Genomic DNA, 24,245 nt, shown 5'->3' with positions numbered 1-24,245 from the left:
AAGTCCTGATTAAGAAACTGAGACAGCTTTCAGAGTGGCTTTTTGAGTTGAAGTATGCAACGCCAACGTTTAAAACTATAAACTCCGACCCCCAAAGCACTTCCTTGCCTAGGGTTTTGCGCGAGAGAAGCGATCGCGTAGCGTCCGCTTCGTGGAATCAGCGACAATAGAAACCTCAACTCAAGAAAGCCGCTACTTTCTCTGGAACCCCGAATGTGCAAAGAGTCGGGAGAAAGTAAGGTGATTTTGTTTAACCTTTGCGGTTATTGACACTTTGATATGCAGGCGTACATGGACTATCAAACCGGAAAACTGGTAGATACTGAGTACAGTGCAGAGGAAGTCGCGATGGCTCTGGCAGAATTACCTGTTGTCGGTTAGGGTTCTGGAGAGCTGATTTCTTGCCGCCCTCAGTTGTGTTTGTCTTATGCTCAGTGTCCCTCTGCAACTACCTGACGCAGATATCGTGTTCTACCCGTCTCTGCTGGATGGGCAGGAAAGCGATCGCTTGCTCACACAACTGACTGAAACAATCGACTGGCGACAGGACTGGATTACGATTTACGGGCGCTCAATGCCTCAACCGAGACTGACGGCTTGGTATGGTAATCCCGGTATTTCCTACACTTACTCTGGCATCACGATGCAGCCCTCTCCCTGGACGCGCACGCTACTTGACCTCAAGACAAAGGCTGAAGCCGTTTCTGATGTAGTGTTTAACAGCGTGCTGCTCAATCTCTACCGAGATGGCAACGACAGTATGGGCTGGCACAGCGATGATGAACCAGAGCTAGGACACAATCCAGTCATTGGTTCTCTGAGTTTGGGAGGAACACGGCGGTTCATACTGCGGCACCGAGCCGAAAAAGGCTTGAAGCATCAACTTGAGTTAACTTCTGGTAGTTTTCTACTGATGCAAGGGACAACGCAGCATTACTGGCAGCATCAAATTCCTAAGACTAAACGTCCGGTTCCTCCCCGGATTAATTTGACCTTTCGAGTCATTGACTTGTCAGTTCGCCTCACTAGCGAACTTGACACTGATTGAGCTTGGTAAACAAAGCAGGCACATAGTCGTAATAGCGATCGCTAGCAAGATAAATGGCATCCGTGGTACAACTGCCACAACCAGGTTCGCTGAGCATGTCACTCAATAAGTTTGAGGAAATTCCTGCCCAGGGAAACTGTCCGATTGGTGCGGTAGCAGTAGAATTCAGTTCTGAATCCAACCGCCATTTGGTTCCAGCTAACACTACCCCAAAAGGATTCTTTTCCGGCAATGGTTGGGATCTATACCATCCCACTGCCTGACCGAACTTCTCAACTCGTGCTTTCGGATTTTTCGTCTGGGAGGCAGTTTGCTGCCAGATGCGCTTTTGAGCGCTGTACCCAAAGCGTCCCTTACTGGCTTGCGACCAGAGGGTATCTATGGTACGAAAGTCTTCGCAGGGAAGACTATTGAGCAGAGTTTTGCTGCCGTAGAGTAAGTCTGCACCCTGTCCTTGGAGTTTCTGCAATCGCTGGAAGATGGCGCGAGTCTCCACATCCGCACCCCGCCAGTCACCGGCGGCTAAAAGGCTTTTGAGGTGGCTGTAGTTGATGCGCCATTTGTTAGGGGGAGTGCTAGCGATCGCATCGAAGGTAAAGCTTTTAACGGTGTCCTGATATACCTGCCGGATGGAATCGTTCTTTTGCAGGTAGGCTCCTTGTAGGCGAAATACATAGCGACCATCGGGACTGCTGAATAGCACGTTATCAGACTCGTAGAGTCCAGTCGAAGTGTAAGCGATCGCTTTTTGTCCAGCAACGGTGAGGGGGCGATCGTCATTTTGGCTGAGTTCGCCTTTCCAACTGGTGAGGGGCAACCGCTTGGAGTTGTCGTAAATAGTGATGCTGACGATCGGAGGAGTTTCAGGTAAATTCTCCCGGTTCAAAAAATCTTTCTGCTGCCAGACTTCTAGGACTTCCAGCGGGGGACTTGGCTTCGTCGATTGAGTCGTTTCGGTAGGCGTGATGACATAGCCACGCGGGGAAACGAAGCGAAACCCAAAGCGATCGCTCAGGTAAAAGACATCCCGACTTTGGACGGTTGAGGAGTTGGCAGCAGGTTTGGCAGCAATTGCCACAGGCGCGGGAGATTGAGTGGAGGATGTTGGAAGATTGGTACTACAGCCAATAGCCAGAAATGTTAGTAGTCCAACTGCAATAGAGCGCTTCATATCGCTAGCTTAAGTATTCTTTAATCTCGATGTCGTCTCCAGTCTGGCAAGTTTGCGATTGAATCAGTTGCTTTGTTTCAGTTTGAGATACAAAAGCGATCTCTCTATTTGTCCGCACCGATAAACTCAGAAGACGAAAGGCAAAGTTAAGCCGCCTTTGCTGCCGACACTCGGATGAGCTTCGTTGTTGTGCAACACTTACAAGCCTATGAGACTGGTAAACCAATTTGCGTGAACCAAGTGTACTTGTCTATGTAGCCACGCTGGAAACGAATTTTGCCATCAATGACCTGAAAGAAGCCACACCCGCGTAGTGTAAAACTCTTGCCGGTTGGTGGGTTGCCGCCAAGCTCACCCAAGAACGTGCCGCCACCGCTCCACTCAACGATCGCCCACTCACCATCCTCGAAGATATTTTCAGGATGCGTGTAGTTGTCTGGAAAGGCATTGAAGAAGGCGATGAAACTCTCAAGCAGTACCTCGCGCCCTTGAAGTGGGGCACCAAAAGCAACCTGATGGTTGATGGCATCATCGTGATAAAGCTCGATGAGTGCGTAAGGATCGCGAGCGTTATAGGCCGCAACCCAGTCGTGTAGAACTTCTTTGGGCGATTTCATATCGCTAATCATACCAAAGACAATTACAACCAATTATTATTTGCTGCACAACGGTGATGCTAAGTGCTGGCAAACAACCGCAATGCTGCCAAATGAATCACATAAATAATGAGATGTTAGTTTTCCAAAGCCCGATTCAATCTACGGTGATGAGCGATCGCACTATCAACAGATGCAGCTCAAAACACTGATGCACAGCAGAAAATTGAACGGTTGAAGAAATCTCTACACCATCTTCGGGAAACGCTTCACCAGGAACGGGCGACTGCAAAAGCCAAGATTCTCGATCTAGAAGCGGAACTCTCAAACTTGCGAAAACCGATTGGCGTCGATTGAGGCAAGTTGCTGTAAGCATTCAAAACCAAGCTATCAGAGCTTGTATTATATTGTAGTATGTTGGATAAAGCTTGCAGAGTTAACTGGAGTTCATGTGGGAATGCAAATTGAACCATACGAGCCTCGCCACCTTGATGCTGTTATTCGTCTTTCGCTTCGGGCGTGGACTCCAGTCTTTGATTCGATTCAGAACGCGATGAACGCTGATGTGTACCAGGCATTCTATCCCAATCATTGGCGCGTAAGCCAGCAAAAAGCGGTCGAGGATGTCTGCGCTGCGGAAGACACGAATGTATGGGTTGCGATCGATGCAGGTTCTGCTGTGGGCTTTGTAGCCGTGAAACTCCACTCAGAGGACAGCATGGGTGAAATCTACATGGTTGCTGTCGATCCGGACTTTCAAGGTCGCGGCATTGGTAGTGCGCTGATAGAATTCGCTCTGGCTTGGATGAAAGATGCTGGGATGTCTATTGCTATGGTTGAGACTGGGGGCGATCCCGGTCATGCCCCAGCCCGTCACACCTATGAAAAGGCGGGCTTTGAGCTATTCCCAGTTGCCAGATACTTCAAGAAGCTTTAAGTGCAAATGTGTTGATTTCGCGATCGCATTGTATCCTTCAACTTAATGCGATCGCCTGTTCGTTCTTGTAAATCCTTGTTTAGAATCGGTGTCTAGTGCAGTTTTGGCTCAATTAGTGTTTGTTTAGGCAATAGTACAACTCAAATACGATAAGAGCATGGAATGTAATGATAGAGGAAAATACGCGGACAGACTTGCAACAACGGCAATGGATTTGTGATGTCAAAGATATAAATCTGATACCACAAGGAGCTTCATTTGTTAGCTTGTGGAAACAGTATACAAATGGCGTTGCTATTACGCTCTCTATTTACTCTGAGGATGGTCAGTTTGCGTTGTATCAAGATGTGGGTCATGCGGCATCTGGAACAAAAAGAACTAATTGCGGTACATTTTCAACCGCAGATGCTGCGGTACATCAACTGATTCAAGAGTGCGATGGCTGGGATAATACGTGGGGTATCTAATAGCAAGCCCAGGGAAATAACGGGTGGATAAATGAGCATTGTGTAGATAGCATCACGCTGTATTACCGAGGGTATCGGGGCATAGTAACTGAAGTGCTATGGTTTGACGATACGGGAAAAGTAAAGCAAGCTTGGGCTTGTTACGCCATTAACATAACAAGGAAGGGTGAGTTATGAAGCAATCGCCAATTTCATCTGAATCGATTTCAGCACCGAGCGGTAAGACGATATATCCAGAACCTTATGCTTCCCTTGTTCAGGGACGACAAAAGCGAAAACTGGGTGAGTATTTTGGGTTGACTCATTTTGGAGTTAATTTGACCCATCTCTCACCCGGCGCAATTTCTGCTCTTGCTCACAGCCACTCAAAGCAAGAAGAATTTATCCTGGTATTGGAAGGCAACCCAACGCTGGTACTCGGCGAAGAGGAATTCGTTTTGCATCCCGGTGACTGCTATGGATTTCAGGCAGGCACAGGTATCGCCCATCAACTGATTAATCGATCTGAAGAAAACGTAACCTATCTTGAAATTGGCGATCGCACTGAAGGAGATGAGGTGGAATTCCCAAATGACGATCTCAAAGCAACACAATTGCCGAATGGTGAATGGGCTTTAACGCACAAAGATGGTCGCGCATATTAATAGCACTGCCTAACAACCATGCTGCACCAGAACATTCCGCGATCGCATTCTATCTTTCAACTGAATGCGATCACTCGATCGAGTTATGTTTGGTTTCACGTTACCTACTGATTCACAAGTAAGGATGTGATAAGTTCAACCTGGCTTACAGCAAAGGGCGATCGCATTTGTTCCAATACTCCGCCTTGGCATACTCCGCGAAGGCTCGGCCTCCAGCCAGCGGCAAAGCCGCATCGGAGCGGTAGGTTACGACATAGGTTAATGTTGGATAAGACCGATATAGGGGGTTTTATCCAACAGATCTGACAGTGAATACATAGTTAGGCTTCACTCTTCTGTAGGGCTGTTCTTGCTCCCGATTCTTGCTAACCTTTTCTTGGGAGCATCTAATTACCTTTTGGTTCAGCGATAAGTTGTCTAGTAGTTAGTGCTTGTGACGGTAATTAAGCTAAAGTGTGTGAGAACTGAAAGCATCCGCCGATCTGTTCTTTTTGAAAGAATATATGTAGGTTCTAGAAGTGTCCGCTAGTTTGTTAATTAGCCGTTATGAATGAGTCAGTGGATATTGAAGCAGTTAGAGCTGAAGCATTAAGAAAACTGGGGAGGAATATAGTTAATTTTTCAAAAATCGAAGCAGCATTCAAATACTTGCTTTCAGTGAGCCAATTAGAGGGGGATGGAAAAACAATCTCAGCTCAGTTACGTAGGAACCAGACTAGACTCCGAAAACAAACCTTTGGTAAGTTAGTTCAGGAATTTAATAACAATATTTTGGGAGATGCGAGTCAATCTGAGCCTATATCCGACTTTTCTGGGGCAGGGATTTCTTTGTCATTTAAGGTTAATTGTAACAATCCAGATTTCTTAAAAGTACAAAAACGCAAACTTTCTAGCATTGTAGCTGAGCGAAACAAATTAATTCATCAAGAACTAGCGTTTATTGATACCAGTTCTGTAGAAGATTACCACAATTTAATTACCCTTTTAGACGAACAAAATCCCCGACTATTAGCTCAACTTGAAGAACTGAAGTGGATGATAGAGACCCTGAGAGAGAGTTTGAAAGTCTTTGAGGATTTGTCTAAATCACCAGATTTTCTTCAAAGCATACAATCTAACCAATCTAACGCCTAAGCCTAACACTGCATGGCAGTGGACGGTCGAAAGCCGCTGGTCTTTAGTTCGAGGTTATCTGCCGCTGCATTTTGCCGTTAGACCGTTATGTATGCGACATAAGCTACAGGTTTTAATCAAATAAAGGCTAATCGTTGGAGGTTCTAATTGGAACTTCTAGAGATTGCAGGTACGACCAATGCTTGGATCGTGAAGTGTGACTGCTAGATTCACTGTTTGAAATCTAATTTTGCGATCGCATTCTATCCTTCAACTGAATGCGATCAAGCTGTATCGCAGATAAAGTTAAGCGCTGGGCAATCGCCTGCTAAGAGCATTGCGAATTAAAATGATGAGAATGCCTAAACCTGTAAACACTAACGCCAAAATGCGACTTTCAGGAGAGGCAAAGCGAATCAGAACTAAGTTGGAGATTAGCGCTAAAGCTGGAATCGCAAAAGGAACTTGAAAACCGGAGATTCGGGGTTCTTGCCGTTTAATGACCAGCAGTGAGAGGTTGACAAGAGAGAACATTGCCAGAATCAATGTTGCGGTTGTTCCAGCTAGGAATTTAAGTGTACCTGAAAGCGCCAGAAAAATCACGAGCGGCAGAATGACCAGCAGGGTTCGGTAAGGAGTTGCTCGGCGTGGATGTAATTTTCCTAACCAAGATGGAAGCAGTCCTTCCCGCGACATTCCGAAAAGCAGCCGCGATGCCGTGACAAAATTCAGTAAAGCAGTATTGAGAACGGCGAATAGCGCAATCAGTGAAAAGATGACTGCTGGAAAATTTGGCTGCGATCGCTGAACGACTTCGAGAAGAGGAGCTTTCGAGGCGGCAAGTTCCGCCGAACTGATTACCTGAACGGCAAGCCAGGAAACGAGAACATAAATAATACCGGCAATCCCCAGGGAAAGCAGAATTGCTCTCGGAACATTGCGCTGGGGATCTTTCACTTCCTCGGAAACATTGACAATATCCTCAAACCCAATGAAGGCGTAGAAGGCGAGTGCCGCTCCCTCAACGACGGCTATCCAACCAATCGGTGATGCGTTGGGGACGGGAATGGGAACCGGATTCGCCGCGCCTGCTGGGTTCCCGATGAGGAAAAGGGTGGCGACAAAGATAACAATTAGAAGACCTGAAACTTCAAGAGACGTGCAAAAAATATTTAAGGCTGAGGACTCCTGCATTCCCCTAAAATTGACAAATGCAAGACCCGCAAATAGCGCCAGGATAATCAACCAATCTGGAATCGCTGGAGCAAAAGCATTGAGATAGCCTGCAAACGCTTTTGAGAGCGTCGCCATTGAAACAAGACAGGTACAAAACATCAACCAGCCTACCAAGATTGAGAGCCAATCCCGGCGAAATGCTCTGTGGATGAAACTAGCGACTCCTCCGCTTTGGGGAACTCGATTACCGAGTTCTGCATAACTTAATGCAGTGAGTGCCGCAACAGTCATGGATACCAGGAAAGAAACCCAAACCAAAGAGCCGGAAAGTCCGGCAATTTTTCCAACCACTGCATATATTCCGGCACCGAGAATATCTCCAACCCCATAAATCACCAGCGTCGGCAATCCAAACACTCGCTTGAGTGAATCCGCTTCTGCATTCGGTTCCATAAAATTTTTCTTATCCTTGTATTTACCCAATCTTGCAATCTTTCTGCTCGTCAGTATAGGGGGTAGGAGGTGGAAGCGCGATCGCAAATTGCTAAGACACAAGCCACGATTAAACAAGGCTTGCAAATAAGGACTGTTTCGCCACATTTAGGCGATCGAGAGTGGCTTGGGTAGCAGCTTCATCCAGAATAATTAGTGCAGCAGCAGCAGATCCGGCATCTGAAATAATGATTCATAAACCAGTACTGCACCACCAATCGCCGCCGAATCTTCTCCAAATTGGGAAATCTCTAACCGGAATCGAGCTGCACTGTCAAAGCCATATCCGCTTCTATCGGGCAGACAATTTTGCAACATCTCATCCAATTGCTCTTGCACGTAGGGCACCAGCACCGCCAGCGATCCTCCAAAGACAATCCGTTCCGGGTTGAGTACACCCACCAACCCCCGTACACCCCAACTCAGATACATTCCCCACTGTTTCACAACCGCTTGCGCGATCGCATCCGCTTGTTCCAACCGAGACAGTAGCGTATTCAGGTCGATCGTCTCTCCACTTTGTTGATGATAGGCACTCAATAGCCCAACCTTGCTGCATAAAGCTTCTAGCGTCCCTGCACGCCCCCCTACGGATGTCTGAGAACTATGCGGGTCAATCATCAGTTCGCGAACTTCGCTCGCAGTGCCCCCCGCCCCCCGTAACAAACGATTATTCAGTACCATTCCCGCCCCCACCCCGACACCCAGAAACAGGTAGAGCAAGCTATGGCTGGGCATCGAGCCACTCAAATACGTCTCGACAAGCGCACCTGCATTCGCATCATTCTCGATAAACAACGGCACATCCAGATAGGGATTTAAATAAGGTCGCAAGTCCACATTCTGCCAATGCAATCTAGGGGCACGAAGGATAATTCCTTCCCGATTTAAAGAGCCTGGAACCGTGATGCCAATTCCCCGATATTTTGCTTCGCCGTCTGGATTTGCCTGCCAAACTTGTTGAATCAACTCGACTAATTGCTGGGTAACGGTTGCTGGCTCGGTGTCTGCGGTCATGGATGCTTCTACTCGACGAGTCACTTGTGCTGCCAGGTTGAGTTCAATGACGCGGGTATTTTCATCCCCAAGGGCAACTCCGATAAAAAAGGCTCCCTCTGGATCGAGTTCTAACTCCACCCCAGGACGCCCGCCTTCTTTTCCAGATGCAGTTTCCTTTCCTTCTCGCAGGAGTCCAGTTGCAATCAGTTCTGCCGTAATCACGGTAACGGTTGAACGAGTTAAGCCCGTTCTTCGTGCAATCTCGGCGCGGCTGAGGCGCGGGTGATAGCGTAGCAAACTGAGAATCCGAGCAAAGTTGATTTGCTTGAGCAGGCTGGCATCAGTCGTGAGAGTTTTCTTGTTGGCATTTGTCTTCATAAGAAACTATCCGCCCTGTTGTTTGTTGTAATGACAAACTATCATGAGTTAGTTTGTTCGTTAAACAAACAATCTAAGATGAAATTATTGAAGTTAATCGGTCTCAGTTATGCGAACCTTCCAACAAAAACGGAATTACAACCAGCTTGAACAACTCTCTCTCCAAGTGAGTAAGTTAGTCAGCTTAAAGCTACAGGGGATGTGGCAGGCTTTTGTCAATTACTGGTACACACCGGCTGGCGAACCGCGAATCCAGCAAAAAAGCGATCGCGCTGGCAACAAATACTGGCGAGTTTGCGATCCGGCGAGCGATCGCACTATCCGCTTTGACGACAGGCAAGAATTGACGATTTGGCTGGATGAACGACATTATCGCAGATCGCAACCGAATCTCTGGAACATCAGCGACTAAGCCCATACGGTAAGCGATGTTCTTGAGAACATGAAAACTCAATTTTGCTGTGTCAAGGTTATTACCCCATCATCTCAACCCCGATTGCACTGTGCTAACCCCTGTGTAACTTCCCGCGCAAGCAGGATAGGGGTTCTAGATTTCAACCTGTGCAGCACTCGACAAACCCACTGATGAAGGAAATATCCATGAACTCCACAAAGAATATGATGACCTCTCTGTTCTCAAAAGCTCTCACCAGCCTACCGGAGCAACCCTCCTCGGCAAAAAGCCTAGGTCGCGTGCTACTGGTGGCTTCTAGCACGAACACACTGCAACTGAAAAATTATCGCGTCGTTCCCACGGGGTACTCCCTAGAAGACCTTACCGTGCCAGTCCAGCAGTTCATTGAAGCTGGCTACGAGGTGGTCATTGCCACACCCGATGGCAAAAAACCCGTCATTCTTGCTCATGCCAAGGACTCCCGCTTCGACAACGATCCAGAAGCGCTACAACGCGCGATCGCATTCCTTGACACCTACCCCAGTATGCAGAACCCGAAGACATTAAAAGCGGTGTTGTCAGAGGGATTGGATCGCTACATCGGTGTCTACGTTCCCGGTGGTTATGCACCGATGAATGACTTAATACAAGATCCGGATCTCGGACAGATACTGCGCTACTTCCATAAAACGGCGAAGCCAAGCGCCTTCTTGTGCCACGGCTCAGTGGCAACGCTAGCCGCTTTGCCGAACGCCACCGCCTACCGGAAGGCTCTCGTAGATGGCGATCGAGAGGCGGCGAAGGCGGCGGCTGCGGGTTGGCAATATGCTGGCTACCGCATGACCAGCTTCTCGAACGAAGAAGAGTATCCGATTGAACGGGAGATCCTCGACGGTCAGGTGCCGTTCTACGTCGCCGATGCGCTAGCCAGCGCTGGCGGTCGGGTTGAGCATGGTTCGAGCGACCAAAGCTTTGTTGTGCAGGACAGAGAGCTGATCTCCGGTCAGAATCTTGCCTCGGATCGCGCGATCGCCCAAGAGTTCGTCGAAGCGCTCGACGAGGCGCGAGTTATCCCCATCTGGGTCAGGAAGCATTTTTTAGGAAAGGCTTAATGTAAATTTGCCAAGACACTGACGCTTGTCCCTTGCACCCCAACCGTTCCGCAATCGTCTTTGTCTGTAACCCTCATCTCACAGGAGCAGAATGGCTGTTCGGATCTTAAAACGAACAGCCATTCTTGCCTTTGGTCGTGATATCCAATAACGGTTGACGTTGCTTGTGGTTGATATCCCTAATCGCTACTCAGCGCTTTAACTTTCCAGAAAGGTTTGATCGCTGGATTGTGCGTGTACTTGTTGTTACATTTTTTGCAACAGAGATATCAATCGGCTAAATTTAGCTGAGATTAACAGAAAATACTCTTTTATCCAGCAATTAAAAAATATATGCAGAAAATAACTCGGATTTTATTCGCTACAGCTCTAACCTTGAGCATTTTAGGTTTTCCCACCAAAGCATTTGCTAAAGCTAAGATTCAGATCGCCATCCTTTTAGATTCTAGTAATAGTATGGATGGACTCATAGACCAAACTCGTAACCAACTTTGGCAAATTGTCAACTCTTTAACTAAAGTAACCAAAGATGGCGAAGTCCCAGAATTAGAAGTTGCTTTATACCATTATGGAAATGATAATTTACCCTCAGAAGAAGGTTTTGTCAGACTTTTAACTGGATTTACTCCAGAATTAGATTTAGTTTCAGAAAAGCTATTTAGTATCCAAACCAATGGCGGTCAAGAATATGCTGGCTGGGTAATCCGCTCAGCCGTAAAAGAATTAAACTGGAGTAAAGATAAAGCAGATTTTCGGGTTATTTTTATTGCGGGTAATGAATCATTCGATCAAGGCCCGATCGTTTGGCGTGAAGCAGTCGATCTCGCTGCTAAGGGAAATACTTTAGTGAATACTATCTACTGTGGTTTATCAGAAGATCGGGAGCGACAACTTTGGGCTTCAGGAGCTGATTTAGCACAAGGTAGCCACTTCAATATTAATCAAGACGAAAAAACTGAATTTATTAAGTCTCCTTACGATGAGCAAATTGCTACTTGGAATGATAAGCTCAATCAAACTTACATTCCCTATGGTGCAGAAGGAGAAGTTGGGCAACAGCGTCAGACTATTGAAGATAGTAACTCCGGCATGAATTTGGCTATGCGCGGTAACTCCAAAGCTTCTGCATATTACAACAATGCTTCTTGGGATTTGATTGATGCTCTCGATAAGGGAATCGTTAGCCTTGAGAAATTACCGAATAATGCTTTGCCGAAAGCTATGCAAGGGATGACTTTAGCTCAAAAGCAAGAATATGTAGCAGCGAAGAAGGCCGAAAGGGAGGCAATTCAAAAAACTATCCGCGACTTATATCAAAAACGTAGCGAATATGTTGAAAAACAGCGCCAGGTTAGTGCTAGTAGTAGCAAAAATACCCTTGATTCTGTAATTATTCAAAGTCTCCGCAAGCAATTAGCAGCTAAAGGATTTAAGCTTCAATAATTCCTGGGCTACTCTAGAGTTAATTCAAACTTGGTTTGAGATATTCAGGACTTACGCAGAAGCCGAAAAGGAAACAAAGATGCAACTGTAACGGGTTGGTGCGTAAGCCCTATTGTGTATTAGGTGTATTAGCGATAGGGCAAGAGCGGGATACAATTTTCCTGTCCCAAAAACAGCTTGTAGGCGGGATTCTTGCTTTCATCCCAATAGCGATAACCGAGGGTATCGAGGAATGCCTGCCACTCTTCCATCTCGCGAGGAGGCACTTGCATCCCTACGACAATTCGCCCGTAGTCTGCGCCATTGTTGCGATAGTGGAACATACTAATATTCCAGTTGGGACTCATAGAACCGACAAACTTCATTAATGCACCGGGACGTTCGGGAAACTCGAAGCGATAAAGCAATTCATCGCAAGCGAGGGGAGAACGTCCGCCAACCATGTGACGTAAGTGCAATTTGGTCAGCTCGTCATCGGTTAAGTCAAGGGTTTTGAACCCGCAAGCTTCAAAACTTTCTGCCATCTTTGCAGCATCGGCACGGTTTTGAATTTGCACGCCGACAAAAATTTGGGCTTCTTTTTCATCGGCAATGCGATAGCTAAACTCAGTAAGATTGCGTCTGCCAAGACATTCGCAAAACTTGCGGAGACTGCCCGGTTGTTCGGGAATTGTAACGGCATAAATGGCTTCGCGGCGTTCGCCAAACTCGGCTCGTTCTGCGACAAAGCGGAGGCGATCGAAGTTCATGTTAGCACCGCAGGCAACAGCAACTAGCGTTTGTCCTTCGATTTGCTCCCGTTCGGCGTAGGCTTTCGCACCTGCGATCGCTAATGCACCTGCGGGTTCTAAAATCGATCGCGTATCCTCAAATACGTCTTTAATTGCAGCACAAGTGTCATCCGTATCCACCAAAATGATTTCATCGACGTACTCTTGACACAGCCGGAAGGTTTCTTCCCCCACTTCCCGCACTGCAACCCCATCGGCAAATAAACCCACATTCGACAAGCGCACCCGTTTCCCTGCTTTCAGGGATTGAGACATAGCATCGGCATCAACGGGTTCAACGCCAATAATCTTAATATCGGGACGCAACCGTTTTACATACGCCGCAATCCCAGCGATTAATCCACCACCGCCAATCGCCACAAAAATAGCATGAATGGGTTGCTGACATTGCCGCAGAATTTCCATCCCAATTGTCCCCTGTCCGGCAATTACGTGCGGATCGTCAAAGGGGTGAATAAAGGTTAAGCCTTTTTCGGCTTCCAGTTGACGGGCAAAAGCATAGGCATCATCGTAAGTGTCTCCATGCAATACAACTTCTCCCCCTCGCGCTTTAACGGCATCCACCTTCACTTGAGGCGTGGTGACTGGCATAACGATAATTGCTTGCGTTCCCAACTGACGCGCAGCCAGGGCGACTCCTTGGGCATGGTTCCCGGCGGATGCAGCAATAACACCCTGCGCCAGCATATCCGGCGACAGGTGCGCCATCTTGTTGTAAGCACCCCGCAGCTTGAAGGAAAACACTGATTGCATATCCTCCCGTTTGAGCAGGAGTTTGTTATTCAGTCGTGCGGAGAGGTTTGGGGCGTATTCTAGGGGCGTTTCTTGGGCGACATCATAGACACGAGCCGTCAGGATTTGTACCAGGTAGTCGCAAAGCATGGGGTGAAGGGGGTTACAGATGGCGGATGGAAGACAATTTTACTTCACTGGTGATCCTGTGGTGTGGAAGTGAGAAGCGATCGCACTTCATGACTCAACAGAGCGATCGCTCAGATTAGTTCTAGCTGTAAGTGCGAAGTGCGATCGCTCACTTTCATGCAGATGCTCAAGTAGCTCTACCATTAGTGGTACACACCTGATAAGGAGCGATAGAAGATTTCATAATCATAAATTCAGTCAAGTTTTAGGGAACCCTAGAACTAGCTCCTAAGCAGTTGAGGGATGATATAGCCATGCAACCACTTTCTGAAGAACAACTCCGCCATCAATACGAAAAACTGACTGATTTTGTTGAAAATGGTGCAATCTGCCTGCATTGGGTTGGCTCGGATGGCACAATTTTGTGGGCAAATAAATCTGAGTTGCAATCTCTGGGCTACTCTCCTGAAGACTATATCGGTCAACACATCGCCGAGTTCCATGCTGATGAAGATATCATCAACGACATCCTCTGTCGGTTGACTGCAAACGAAACCCTCCATAATTACGAAGCCAAAATGGTGTGCAAGGACGGATCGATCAAGCACGTCCTGATTGATTCCAGCGTCTATCGAGATGAGAAGGGTCAGTTTATTCACACGCGCTGCTTTACTAGAGACAATACAGCCCGCAAGCTGGCAGAAGAAGCATTAAAACAAAAAACTCAACAGCTAGAACAAATTCTGCAAGCTCTGCAACAAACCCAATCGCAACTCGAACAAACCAACAAAGACTTGGAATACCGAGTTGAGGAGCGCACAATTGAACTGCAACAAGCCAAAGAACTTGCTGATAGCGCCAACAAAGCCAAAAGTGAATTTTTGGCAAACATGAGCCACGAACTCCGCACCCCGTTAAACGGCATTCTGGGCTATGCTCAAATTCTTCTGCGCGATAAAGCGACAAACCCCAAACAAAAAGATGGTGTCGGCATCATTCACCAGTGCGGCTCCCATCTCCTGACGTTAATTAACGATATTCTGGATCTCTCCAAAATAGAAGCCCGCAAGCTAGAATTTTTCTCCAAAAATTTCCACCTTGACTCCTTCCTAAATAGCATTGTGGAAATGTGCCGCATCAAAGCCGAACAGAAGGAAATTCACTTTACCTACGAAGCTCTCAACCATCTGCCTAATGCCATTTTTGCTGATGAAAAACGACTGCGGCAAGTGCTGATTAACCTGCTAGGCAATGCGATTAAATTCACTGACCGAGGAGGCGTGACCTTTAAAGTTGGCATTATTGCACAGTCTCCTGCTATAGAGGCGCAACCATCCGCCGTTGCTACAAACTCACCCCTCACCAAGATTCGTTTCCAAATCGAAGACACTGGCGTAGGCATGACCTCAGAGCAGGTCGAGAAGATATTCATGCCGTTTGAACAGGTTGGGGACAAAGAACGGATGGCAGAAGGAACTGGCTTGGGACTGGCGATTAGCCTGCAAATCGTCCAGATGATGGGCAGCGAAATCAAGGTTGAAAGTCTTCCTGGCAAAGGCAGCAAGTTTTGGTTTGATGTAGAACTGCCAGAATCCAAGGAGTGGATAGAGTCAAACAATGGTAATGCAGCGAATCTGATCGTTGGCTATGAGGGCAAGAAACGCAAAGTCCTGATGGTCGATGACCGTTGGGAAAATCGTGCTGTTATTGTCAACCTGCTGGAACCATTGGGATTTGAACTGATGGAAGCGGTGAACGGACAAGAGGGCTACGAAAAAGCGGTGGAGTGGCAGCCTGACTTGATTATTACTGACTTGGTGATGCCTGTTCTGGGTGGGCTGGAGATGACCCAAAAGGTGCGATCGCTCCCGGAATTCCAAAACACTGCGATTATTGCCTCTTCTGCTAGCGTGTTCAACTTTGATCGCCAGCAAAGTGAGCAAGCAGGCTGCAACGATTTTCTCCCCAAACCCGTACAATCCAATGAATTGCTTGAACAATGCCGCCAATATCTGGGTTTAACTTGGATTTACGAGATGAATCATACGCAAGCACAACGATCGGGGAACACTCCAGCCTCTGCTTCGTCTGCGCTGATTGCACCGACCTTTGAGGAACTGAAAGCATTGTACGCAGCAGCTCGCATCGGCGACATCGACAGCGTTGAGCAGGAAGCTCACCGACTCGCACAACTCAACGTTCAATATCAGCCCTTTGCCCAGCAGTTGCTTCAGTTTGTGCAAGCAATGGATGATGAAGCCATATTTAAATTTGTGAAGCAACACGTTGAACCAGCTGAGTAATTCTAACTATGAGTGCTCATCAAACCAGTCTAATTATGATTGTCGATGACAATCCGAACAATACAAAGGTCTTGTTTGAGTTGCTCAAAGAGGCAGGGTATCGAGTGTTAGTCGCTAAGAGTGGAGAAAGCGCGCTGGAGAGGTTGCAATCAGTCTCTCCAGACCTGATCCTGCTAGATGTGATGATGCCGGGAATCGATGGCTTTGAAACTTGTCGTCGTCTCAAAGCCTCGCCAGCTACTCAAGAAATTCCGGTAATCTTTATGACCGCTCTTTCTGACACCTTAGATAAGGTGAAAGGATTGACACTAGGGGCAGTAGATTACATTACTAAACCTTTTCAACAGGAGGAAGTGCTTGCGCGTGTGAAAATTCACCTCAAGCTCTATCACCTCAACCAAGAACTAGAGAATCGAGTATTGGAGAGAACAGCAGCGCTATCAACTGCACTAACCCAACTGCAACAGTCGCAATTGCTGTTGGTGCAAAATGAAAAAATGTCTGCACTGGGTCAGCTTGTGGCAGGAATTGCCCACGAAATTCACAACCCGATTAATTTTGTGGATGGTAATGTAGTCCACGTTGATAAATATATGCAAGATATCCTGAGTTTACTTCAGGTTTATCAGCAACACTATCCCAATCCTGTGCCAGCAGTGCAAGCGAAAGCACAAGAAATCGATCTCGAATTTCTTCTATCCGATCTGCCGAAAAGTTTATCTTCTATAAAAGTAGGAACGCGCAGAATTTTTGAGATTGTCCAAGGCTTACGCAATTTTTCTCGACTCGACGAAGCTAGCGTGAAAACCGTAGATATCCATGCAGGCATTGAGAGTACTCTTCTGATTCTGCAACATCGCTTGAAACCAAATCCAGAGCATACGGGTATTCAGGTAATAAAGGAGTATAGTGTTTTGCCTGAAATTGAGTGTTATCCAGCTCAACTGAACCAAGTGTTTATGAACTTAATTGTTAATGCCATTGATGCCTTAGAGGAGTCAATGCTGAATAGTTCGCTTTCGGAGGAAAATAGCCAAAAAAACAACGGTGCCACAATCCGGATTCGCACTGAAATGTTAGATCAACGTCATGTTTGTATCCGAATTAGTGACAACGGAAAAGGAGTTAAGGAGGAAGTCAAACATAAGGTGTTCGATCCATTCTTTACGACCAAGCCTATTGGCAAAGGTACAGGTTTGGGGTTGCCGATTAGCTATCAAATTATTACCGAGAAACATGGCGGTCAACTTGAGTGCATTTCAGCACCGGGTCAGGGTACAGAGTTTAAGATCGCCATACCAATCCGGCTAGCCACTCTAGCAGCAGCTAGGGTCACGTAGAACTCACTGCTGCTATTAAATACCTCATACGGTGAAAGTTCTGAGTTGAGCAATGAAGCTATTTAGGGTGTGTCTAACCCTGCCATAAGAGCGCGATCGCAAGCAGGAATGAAGAAAGCGATCGCTCGTGGAGGTTGGTTTTGGCTGTATGTAGAAGTGCGATCACAGTTGCAACCGTGTCAAGTTACCGCCAGGTTATCTGTGGAACGACCAAGATTACATTGCCTCGTCAAGTTCGGTTGTAAGTGAGTTTCAGGCTCTTGGATTAGAACAGAACAGTACAATGATTACAGAGTATTTTCTGCAACAATGCAACCACCATGAGCAAGCTACTTGAACAGGCGATCGCAAGAGTCATGCAGCTTCCTGAAACCGAACAAGATGCAATCGCAGCATTTATCCTTGAAGAGCTTGAAGATGAAGCTTCTTGGGATAGAGGGTTTTCACAGTCTCAGGATATGCTTGCCAAACTTGCAGCAGAGGCATTAGCTGAAGATCGGGCAGGCAAAACCCAAGAGTTAGATCCAGAAACCCTGTGAAATCTAGAACAACATCTCAGTTTCGCAAAGCATTTGCCACTATTCCTCAGCAGGTTCAGCAACAAGCACGCGACGCATATCGGCAGTTCAAGCAAGATCCTTGGCATCCTAGTCTTCGCTTCAAGCAAGTCCATCCTGCCCTTCCTATCTATTCTGCTCGTGTTAGTAAAAGTTATCGTGCTGTCGGCGTGAGAAACGAGAATGGTATTGTGTGGTTTTGGATTGGTACACATACAGACTACGACAAGTTGCTCTCCCAGTTATAGCGATCGCTCAGATTAGTTTTGGCTGTAAGTGCGAAGTGCGATCGCCTTTGGGACGCTACGCGATCGCATTTCATAAGCGAACAATTCTGTGAATCTCTCAACCGCTTATTCCTTTGCTTAGTAAAGGCTATAGGCAATGCATCTGAGAGATGGGGCGAATAGGAGACAATGATTTTTAACCAAGACTGAACCATCTTTACTCTTGCCCGGTCTAAGGTAATACAACAATCAAATGCGTTGTTGCTACAACACTAACAACCCGGAATTTGCACAGTTATGAAGATGAAACCTTTGTTCTTCTTGCCAGGAGCGATCGCGTTGATGCTTGCCGCTTCCCCAATGATTCCCGCTTTCACCAATGTTGCCTTTGCAGGTCCTGGTCGTGGTGGCGCAGGAATGAAGTATGACCAGCTGAATTTGACTGATGCTCAAAAAGCACAAATGCAGCAAATTAAAGAGTCTACGCGGCAGCAAATGGATGCTATTTTCACCGCAGAGCAAAAGGAACAAATGCGCCTTGCTAAAGAGCAACGGCAAAGACCGAATCTAAACCTGACTGAAGACCAGAAAACAAGGCTCCAAGCGGTTCGCCAGAGTAGCAAGAGCCAGATGGAAGCAGTGTTGACTGCTGAGCAAAAACAACAACTTGAGCAATTACGCCAGCAATGGCGTCAACGCCGTCAACAACCACAGTCCTAACGGGGCGTTGCTATTGCTTTGTAAGAAAAAGTAGCTTGCAAAGAGTTTACCTATCAAGTACACAGCATCAAGGGGGCATGGGAATAATCACTTCCCATGCCCCTTGTTTTCATCAAACGCAGACTGCATTTGGTCTAGCAAAACATCTGTTTCAATTTCCAATAATATTGAACAATAATTTTATAAATATTCTTTCATAGCTATTAATTATAGGCTTGTTTTGCCTCTAAAAGTTAATCGATCCAAAAGAGTTATGAAATATAAATAAATCCAAGGCTCAAAATTTTATCGAGTACAATTCAAGGAAAACCTTAGTTTTCAAGGAAGCAACGTATGGAAAAATCAATTATTCAGTTGGTTGATGACCTACCAACTGATAATATCACGGTTAAAGTTTTAAAGGCTCTTGATTATGTAGTGCCAAGTCAGTGGAATAACTTAGTAGGGTTTGATAATAGTATCCGTAGTATTACTGGAGAAACTGATGCCAAGGTAATTCAAAAAATCCGCGATCGCGCTGTTGCTTTATATCACGATCCTCAACAAGGCTATCAGACCGCAATCAAACTTTATCAAACAATTGATAAAGCAGATACAGCGATGGCAGCGGCGGCTTTAGCCAATAAAGTTAGTGAAAAAATAAGCTTTCTCTCTTTTTTGGGCAACATTACTCCCAAAGCAGACGTAACTCAAAGTATTGACCTTGTTCTCAAAATCGCTATCGAAATTATCGCCTTCTGTAAACTGAATGGCATTCCCCAACCGAATCCACAAGAATTTGCTACTTCTCTCGCTAACAACTATAAAGATGCATCCCTAACGCGGATGATGGCTTTAGTTTGTATAGATGGAATTTTGCCATTGGGTCCTGACTTTCTCAGCAAAATTCAGGGAGTGATTAATGGCGCTGATACTGGCGTATTAGCTGAAAATCCGGTTTTTTTAGCCGTCCAGAATTTTCTACCAGGAAATAATCCCTCTGATAAACTTGGTTTTCTCACTCAGGGTTTCAACTCTGTGCAAGGCTGGATGCAGAATTTAGTATCCAAGACAGGCGTCACCCCGCAATCTATTTCTAATAGTTTGGGTAATTTTATCCAGATTGCTGATGATAACTTAGACTTTGTCGCAGCTTTTTTGGATCAAACTACCAATTACTACGAGCATACAGGGGTTCAAAGTGTGGCTCGCAGTTTAATTTTAAAGGCCCATACTTTAGTAAAAGAGGAAGTTACGGAAGAGGAGCCAAAGCTCCATCAAGATGTTTCCTCAACTGTAATATCAGATACCTATCAGTATGCAGTAGGTCAAACAGTAGAAGTCTGGGATAGTGAGGAAGAAGATTGGTATCAAGCAACGCTTCAGAAAATTAAAGATAACCAATACTTTGTTCATTACATCGGTTACGGTTCATCCCATGATGAGTGGATTGACGAAGATGACATTCGTATTCCCAATAGTGGCTCATCCGATGACAACGGATATACGGTGGGTCAAAAGGTAAAAGGTTGGGATGATGAAGAAGAAGATTGGTATTCTGCAACGATTGAGAAGATCCAAGGCCAGCAATACTTTATTCATTACATTGGTTACGATTCATCTTATGACAAGTGGGTCGATCTGGACGAGATTTGCTAACTGCTGAATGAGCAAGGAGCCGAATCAGCGATCGCTCTCATGGTCAGTCGTCCACCATTAGAGCGATCTCTCTTTTTTTCAGGCAGGCAACAAAGGCGTAATCCTATAATGTAATTCAGAGATATTTCATCCACAAGCTTATCTGTGAATCAGAAAGCATAAAAGTCTTAAAAGTCAATGGTTGAAACAATTATTGTTTTTCTGATCGTTGGACTGATTATCACTGGGATTTTAGTCAATCCTGTCCTAGTTAAACGACGACGGAACCGCCTGCAACAGCGTCCTTTTTTACCCTTATGGAATGCGATTGTTGAGAATAATCTTCCTGTTTACCTTTTTCTTTCTCCCGCTGAACGAAAACGGCTTCAGGGGAACATTCAAGTGTTTTTAGCAGAAAAACAATTTATTGGTTGTGGAGGATTAGCGGTAACGGAAGAAATGAAGGTGATTATTGCGGCTGTCGCCTGCTTACTCTTACTCAACGAGCGAGAAACCTACTTTCCTAAACTTCGTTCGATTCTGGTTTACCCTAGCACATATCTTGTTAATGAAACCGCTTACACCGGGAATTATATTGTTGAAGAAAGACGTGTAGCCAGATTGGGGGAATCGTGGACAAATGACCAACTGGTACTGTCTTGGGAACAGGTGAAGCAAGACACCTACAATTGGCGGGATGGACATAACGTGGTGCTTCATGAATTTGCCCATCAGTTAGATCAAGAAGATGGTAAAGCTGAGGGTGTTCCTATTTTGCAGCGAGATTCAGACTATGACCTTTGGGCAAAGGTGATGACAGAAGAATATCAACAACTCTGCAATGATATTCAACGAGGCGTAAAGACGGTAATGGATAGTTATGGTGCAACGAATCCCGCCGAATTTTTTGCTGTAGCAACAGAGACTTTTTTTGAAAAACCCCGCCAATTGCTGAAGCAGCATCCAGCACTTTATGACCAACTGCAACGCTACTATCAACTAGATCCAGTGCAATGGGTTTAAATAGTTTCAATTTCATCGAAGGTTAGGGCGATCGCCCAACTACACCGATCGCAAGCGAGGCTGTTTAATCGCAGACTGCAACGAAACCACGCAATTCTCCCAAAGGCTTAAGCTGCGATCGCTCTCGTTTAAGCCTTTCTACTGAAACTTAAGCTCAAATGATGTTTCTAAAGTAGATTCGGGAACTATAAGGTAAGATTTCATACTTTTGTGTACTTCCTTGAAACCTTCTGCTGAGCGACCCCCTTGAATATCAAAACAGCTCGTCCTGCTAAGTCTACGCACCAGTTTCCCTTGCGTCTGATTCTTATCGTTCCCTTTGTATTACAAATATTTGCAGCGGTAGGGTTAGTTGGCTATCTGTCATTTAGAAACGGACAGAAAGCAGTCAATGACCTAGCCAATCAACTGATTGACAAAGCGAGTCAACAGGTTGATGAACACTTGGATACATATCTGGCGCTGCCACAGCAATTAAACCAAGTCAATGCAGATGCGATCGCTTCTGGACGATTGAATCTGAATGACCCTAAAGCTAGCGAACAGTATTTCTGGAGTCAAGCTAGAGCATTTGAAACAATCAGCTACATTGGCTATGCTCTACCGAATGGTGCCGAATCAGGCGCTGGGCGTTGGGTAAATGGCGTGAATCTCCTGGTTTTTGAAAATCTCCCTGGAAACGGTGTGGCATCGGATTACATCGCCGATCAACGGGGCAACCGGAAAAGCCTTTTGCAGAGTTATCAGGCCGATCCTTTATCGCCACCAGGGGTGGAAGACATCATTAAAACAGGTAAGCCAGCCTGGGCTGCTATCTACACATACGCATTTGAGAATACGGTACAGATTACTGAAGCAGGTAAGGCAATAAAAAGCCACAGCGGCACTTCTGACATTGGTCTTAATTACTATGTTGCAGTCCCTGCTAGATACCCAATTTATGACCAGAAGGGCAAGCTACGCAGCCTTCTGATGGTAGATTTGCTACTCACGAATGTGAGTGAATTCTTGAGGAACTTGAAAGTTAGCCCTTCCGGACAAGTCTTTATCATGGAACGGGATGGCTTGCTGATTGGCAGTTCCAGCACTCAACCCGTTGTACACAAAGTCAAGGATGAGACAAAACGCCACAGTGCCCTAGACAGCCCAGATCCCTTGATTCGCACCGTAGCAGAAAAACTCAAACAACAATTCCAGAATTTCACAACCCTTCAAAATACTCAAGAACTTGAGGTGACTTTCAACCGACAGCGTCAGTTTATTCAAGTCACGCCCTGGCGCGATCGCTTTGGCTTAGACTGGCTGGTGGTTGTCACCGTGCCGGAATCTGATTTCACTTCTCAAATTAATGCCAACACTCGCACAACTATCCTCCTGTGTCTGGGAGCATTGGCAGCGGCAACGATTTTAGGAATCTATACATCACGCTGGATTACTCGTCCGATCTTAAAGTTGAGCCAAGCATCGGAAGCGATCGCGACTGGACAGTTAGACCAAACCGTTGAAACGACCAACATCAAAGAACTAGATGCCGTGGCACAGTCCTTCAATCACATGGCTTCTCAGTTACAAGATTCCTTTAACGAACTGGCGCAGACGAACGCCGAATTGGAAAATCGAGTCGAAGTCAGGACAGCAGAACTCTCACAAACCCTGGTTGATTTACGGCGCACTCAAGCACAAGTGATCCAGACCGAAAAAATGTCCAGTTTGGGACAATTGGTGGCTGGAGTAGCCCATGAAATTAACAATCCGGTCAACTTTATTCATGGCAATGTCACTTTTGTCGATGAATATGCTCAGAATCTTCTAGAGTTAGTGCAGCTTTACCAAGAGGAATATCCCCTTCCCACACCTGCAATTGAAGCCAAAATTGATGAGATGGATTTAGAGTTTCTCAACGAAGATATGTTGAAGTTGCTCTCATCCATGAAACTAGGGACTGAACGGATTCGAGAAATTGTTAAATCGTTAAGGACGTTCTCTCGATTGGATGAAGCGGACATGAAGGAAGTAGATATCCATGAAGGAATTGAAAGTACGCTGCTGATATTGCAACATCGCCTAAAACCCAAACCAGACCGCCCAGCGATCGCAGTGATTAGAGACTATGGAAAGTTGCCCCTTGTGGAGTGTTATCCGGGACAACTCAACCAAGTCTTAATGAATATCGTGGTAAACGCGATTGATGCACTGGAAGAAACCAAAGCCAATTGCACGTATCAGGAGAAAAAAGACCATCCCGATCAAATCACTATCTCCACTTCAGTGATTGATTCGCAATGGGTGCAAATTGCGATCGCGGATAATGGCGTTGGTATTCCCAAAGACATTCAGCAACGGATATTCAATCCCTTCTTCACAACTAAGCCGGTTGGGAAAGGAACGGGGATGGGGATGTCCATCAGCTATCAAATTGTCACAGAAAAGCATGGCGGTAAATTGGAATGCTTCTCCACTCCTGGTGAGGGAACCGAGTTTGTGATTCAGATTCCCATCCGTCAACAACTCAGCACTGCTATCTAACGGTATTCAGGGGATGCGAGGCGGACTGAGCAAGCTGAGCGGTATAACATATGAGTAAATGTGAGTGCGATCGCAAGCTTTCCAACAACGATCTAGCCGATGCGAGCGCCTATACTAAAATTTAGACAATGACAGTACGGCACAAGTGCTAGAAGAGAGTGCATGAACCAAGACTCTACCAAAAAAAATGCTGTCTTAGAGCTGATTTATAAAGTTGATATTAAGAGGCGAGACGGCTGAGCATCAGTCGTACCATAGCGCCATAAATCATGGCTTCACTGACCTCTGGCAGTAGTTCATAATCCTTACT

23 protein-coding genes and 2 pseudogenes are annotated in these 24,245 nt (G+C 46.1%); 18 read left to right on the top strand and 7 right to left on the bottom strand.

Features of this window, described 5'->3' with window-relative positions; all coding sequences use genetic code 11:
- Nucleotides 1-216: 216 nt before the first annotated feature.
- Together NC996_RS23155 and NC996_RS23150 are read left to right on the top strand one after the other, a co-directional pair.
- Nucleotides 217-381: pseudogene (locus NC996_RS23155) on the top strand (TrpB-like pyridoxal-phosphate dependent enzyme); the annotation flags it as partial.
- Between the two features lie 46 nt (nt 382-427).
- Nucleotides 428-1,048: an alpha-ketoglutarate-dependent dioxygenase AlkB gene (locus NC996_RS23150; protein WP_190689304.1), complete on the top strand. Its 621-nt coding sequence runs from the start codon at nt 428-430 to the stop codon at nt 1,046-1,048.
- Here the strand turns inward: NC996_RS23150 and NC996_RS23145 are convergent.
- From NC996_RS23145 to NC996_RS23135, 3 genes are all read right to left on the bottom strand, one after another.
- Complete coding sequence (locus NC996_RS23145) at nt 1,026-2,219, bottom strand: GUN4 domain-containing protein (protein WP_190689301.1); 1,194 nt, start codon at nt 2,217-2,219, stop codon at nt 1,026-1,028. The genes NC996_RS23150 and NC996_RS23145 overlap by 23 nt on opposite strands.
- A 206-nt stretch (nt 2,220-2,425) precedes the next feature.
- A complete protein-coding gene (locus NC996_RS23140; RefSeq protein WP_242030512.1) occupies nt 2,426-2,869 on the bottom strand; it encodes an ester cyclase in 444 nt (147 codons plus the stop codon).
- A 103-nt stretch (nt 2,870-2,972) separates the two neighbouring features.
- Nucleotides 2,973-3,191: a hypothetical protein gene (locus NC996_RS23135; protein WP_190689298.1), complete on the bottom strand. Its 219-nt coding sequence runs from the start codon at nt 3,189-3,191 to the stop codon at nt 2,973-2,975.
- Nucleotides 3,192-3,272: 81 nt separating this feature from the next.
- On the opposite strand from NC996_RS23135, the gene NC996_RS23130 reads away from it, so the two are divergent.
- The 4 genes from NC996_RS23130 to NC996_RS23115 all read left to right on the top strand — a co-directional run bounded on the left by NC996_RS23130 (nt 3,273) and on the right by NC996_RS23115 (nt 5,997).
- Entirely contained in the window at nt 3,273-3,752 is a 480-nt protein-coding gene (locus tag NC996_RS23130; RefSeq protein ID WP_190412453.1) for a GNAT family N-acetyltransferase, read from the top strand.
- A gap of 167 nt (nt 3,753-3,919) precedes the next feature.
- Complete coding sequence (locus tag NC996_RS23125; RefSeq protein WP_190689295.1) at nt 3,920-4,219, top strand: hypothetical protein; 300 nt, start codon at nt 3,920-3,922, stop codon at nt 4,217-4,219.
- Nucleotides 4,220-4,392: 173 nt separating this feature from the next.
- Complete coding sequence (locus tag NC996_RS23120) at nt 4,393-4,863, top strand: cupin domain-containing protein (protein WP_190689293.1); 471 nt, start codon at nt 4,393-4,395, stop codon at nt 4,861-4,863.
- Between the two features lie 558 nt (nt 4,864-5,421).
- Nucleotides 5,422-5,997 carry a hypothetical protein gene (locus tag NC996_RS23115; protein WP_348260027.1) on the top strand — a complete coding sequence of 192 codons (576 nt, stop codon included), beginning with the start codon at nt 5,422-5,424 and terminating at the stop codon, nt 5,995-5,997.
- A gap of 285 nt (nt 5,998-6,282) precedes the next feature.
- Here the strand turns inward: NC996_RS23115 and NC996_RS23110 are convergent, their stop codons facing one another.
- Complete coding sequence (locus NC996_RS23110) at nt 6,283-7,605, bottom strand: amino acid permease (RefSeq protein ID WP_190689291.1); 1,323 nt, start codon at nt 7,603-7,605, stop codon at nt 6,283-6,285.
- 192 nt (nt 7,606-7,797) lie between these two features.
- Nucleotides 7,798-9,021: an ROK family transcriptional regulator gene (locus NC996_RS23105; RefSeq protein ID WP_190689289.1), complete on the bottom strand. Its 1,224-nt coding sequence runs from the start codon at nt 9,019-9,021 to the stop codon at nt 7,798-7,800.
- A 109-nt stretch (nt 9,022-9,130) separates the two neighbouring features.
- On the opposite strand from NC996_RS23105, the gene NC996_RS23100 reads away from it, so the two are divergent.
- The 3 genes from NC996_RS23100 (at nt 9,131) to NC996_RS23090 (ending at nt 11,970) form a co-directional block, all read left to right on the top strand.
- A complete protein-coding gene (locus NC996_RS23100) occupies nt 9,131-9,433 on the top strand; it encodes a hypothetical protein (RefSeq protein WP_190689287.1) in 303 nt (100 codons plus the stop codon).
- A 188-nt stretch (nt 9,434-9,621) separates the two neighbouring features.
- Nucleotides 9,622-10,527, top strand: coding sequence for a type 1 glutamine amidotransferase domain-containing protein (locus tag NC996_RS23095; RefSeq protein WP_199303317.1), 906 nt, complete (start codon nt 9,622-9,624; stop codon nt 10,525-10,527).
- A 333-nt stretch (nt 10,528-10,860) separates the two neighbouring features.
- Nucleotides 10,861-11,970, top strand: coding sequence for a vWA domain-containing protein (locus NC996_RS23090; RefSeq protein WP_190689285.1), 1,110 nt, complete (start codon nt 10,861-10,863; stop codon nt 11,968-11,970).
- Between the two features lie 128 nt (nt 11,971-12,098).
- Here NC996_RS23090 and ilvA read toward each other — a convergent pair whose 3' ends face one another.
- Entirely contained in the window at nt 12,099-13,643 is a 1,545-nt protein-coding gene (ilvA, locus tag NC996_RS23085) for a threonine ammonia-lyase, biosynthetic (protein ID WP_190689283.1), read from the bottom strand.
- A 293-nt stretch (nt 13,644-13,936) separates the two neighbouring features.
- Between ilvA and NC996_RS23080 the strand changes: the two genes are divergently transcribed.
- The 9 genes from NC996_RS23080 to NC996_RS23040 all read left to right on the top strand — a co-directional run bounded on the left by NC996_RS23080 (nt 13,937) and on the right by NC996_RS23040 (nt 23,935).
- The gene (locus tag NC996_RS23080) at nt 13,937-15,925 is read left to right on the top strand and encodes a PAS domain-containing hybrid sensor histidine kinase/response regulator (RefSeq protein ID WP_242037692.1); all 1,989 of its coding nucleotides are present in this window, start codon (nt 13,937-13,939) and stop codon (nt 15,923-15,925) included.
- An 8-nt stretch (nt 15,926-15,933) separates the two neighbouring features.
- Nucleotides 15,934-17,265, top strand: coding sequence for a response regulator (locus tag NC996_RS23075; RefSeq protein ID WP_190531126.1), 1,332 nt, complete (start codon nt 15,934-15,936; stop codon nt 17,263-17,265).
- Nucleotides 17,266-17,334: 69 nt separating this feature from the next.
- Complete coding sequence (locus NC996_RS23070) at nt 17,335-17,514, top strand: hypothetical protein (protein ID WP_190689281.1); 180 nt, start codon at nt 17,335-17,337, stop codon at nt 17,512-17,514.
- Between the two features lie 71 nt (nt 17,515-17,585).
- A complete protein-coding gene (locus NC996_RS23065; protein ID WP_190531127.1) occupies nt 17,586-17,804 on the top strand; it encodes a hypothetical protein in 219 nt (72 codons plus the stop codon).
- On the top strand, nt 17,801-18,070 hold the full coding sequence (locus NC996_RS23060; protein ID WP_190689278.1) for a hypothetical protein: 270 nt from the start codon (nt 17,801-17,803) through the stop codon (nt 18,068-18,070). Before NC996_RS23065 ends, NC996_RS23060 begins: the two co-directional genes overlap by 4 nt.
- Nucleotides 18,071-18,346: 276 nt before the next feature.
- A complete protein-coding gene (locus NC996_RS23055) occupies nt 18,347-18,769 on the top strand; it encodes a Spy/CpxP family protein refolding chaperone (RefSeq protein ID WP_190689275.1) in 423 nt (140 codons plus the stop codon).
- A gap of 333 nt (nt 18,770-19,102) precedes the next feature.
- Complete coding sequence (locus NC996_RS23050; RefSeq protein WP_190689272.1) at nt 19,103-20,407, top strand: agenet domain-containing protein; 1,305 nt, start codon at nt 19,103-19,105, stop codon at nt 20,405-20,407.
- 177 nt (nt 20,408-20,584) lie between these two features.
- Nucleotides 20,585-21,409: a M90 family metallopeptidase gene (locus NC996_RS23045; protein WP_190689269.1), complete on the top strand. Its 825-nt coding sequence runs from the start codon at nt 20,585-20,587 to the stop codon at nt 21,407-21,409.
- Between the two features lie 246 nt (nt 21,410-21,655).
- Entirely contained in the window at nt 21,656-23,935 is a 2,280-nt protein-coding gene (locus NC996_RS23040) for an ATP-binding protein (protein WP_199303315.1), read from the top strand.
- Nucleotides 23,936-24,155: 220 nt separating this feature from the next.
- On the opposite strand, the pseudogene NC996_RS23035 reads toward NC996_RS23040, so the two are convergent.
- Nucleotides 24,156-24,245, bottom strand: a pseudogene (locus NC996_RS23035) (IS5/IS1182 family transposase); the annotation flags it as partial.

Origin of the sequence: Trichocoleus sp. ST-U2 (genome assembly GCF_039961875.1) — a bacterium.
Lineage (GTDB): Bacteria > Cyanobacteriota > Cyanobacteriia > Cyanobacteriales > FACHB-T130 > FACHB-T130.
The sequence above is the reverse complement of the archived record's forward strand: the minus strand, read 5'-3'. Positions and strand labels throughout refer to the sequence as shown.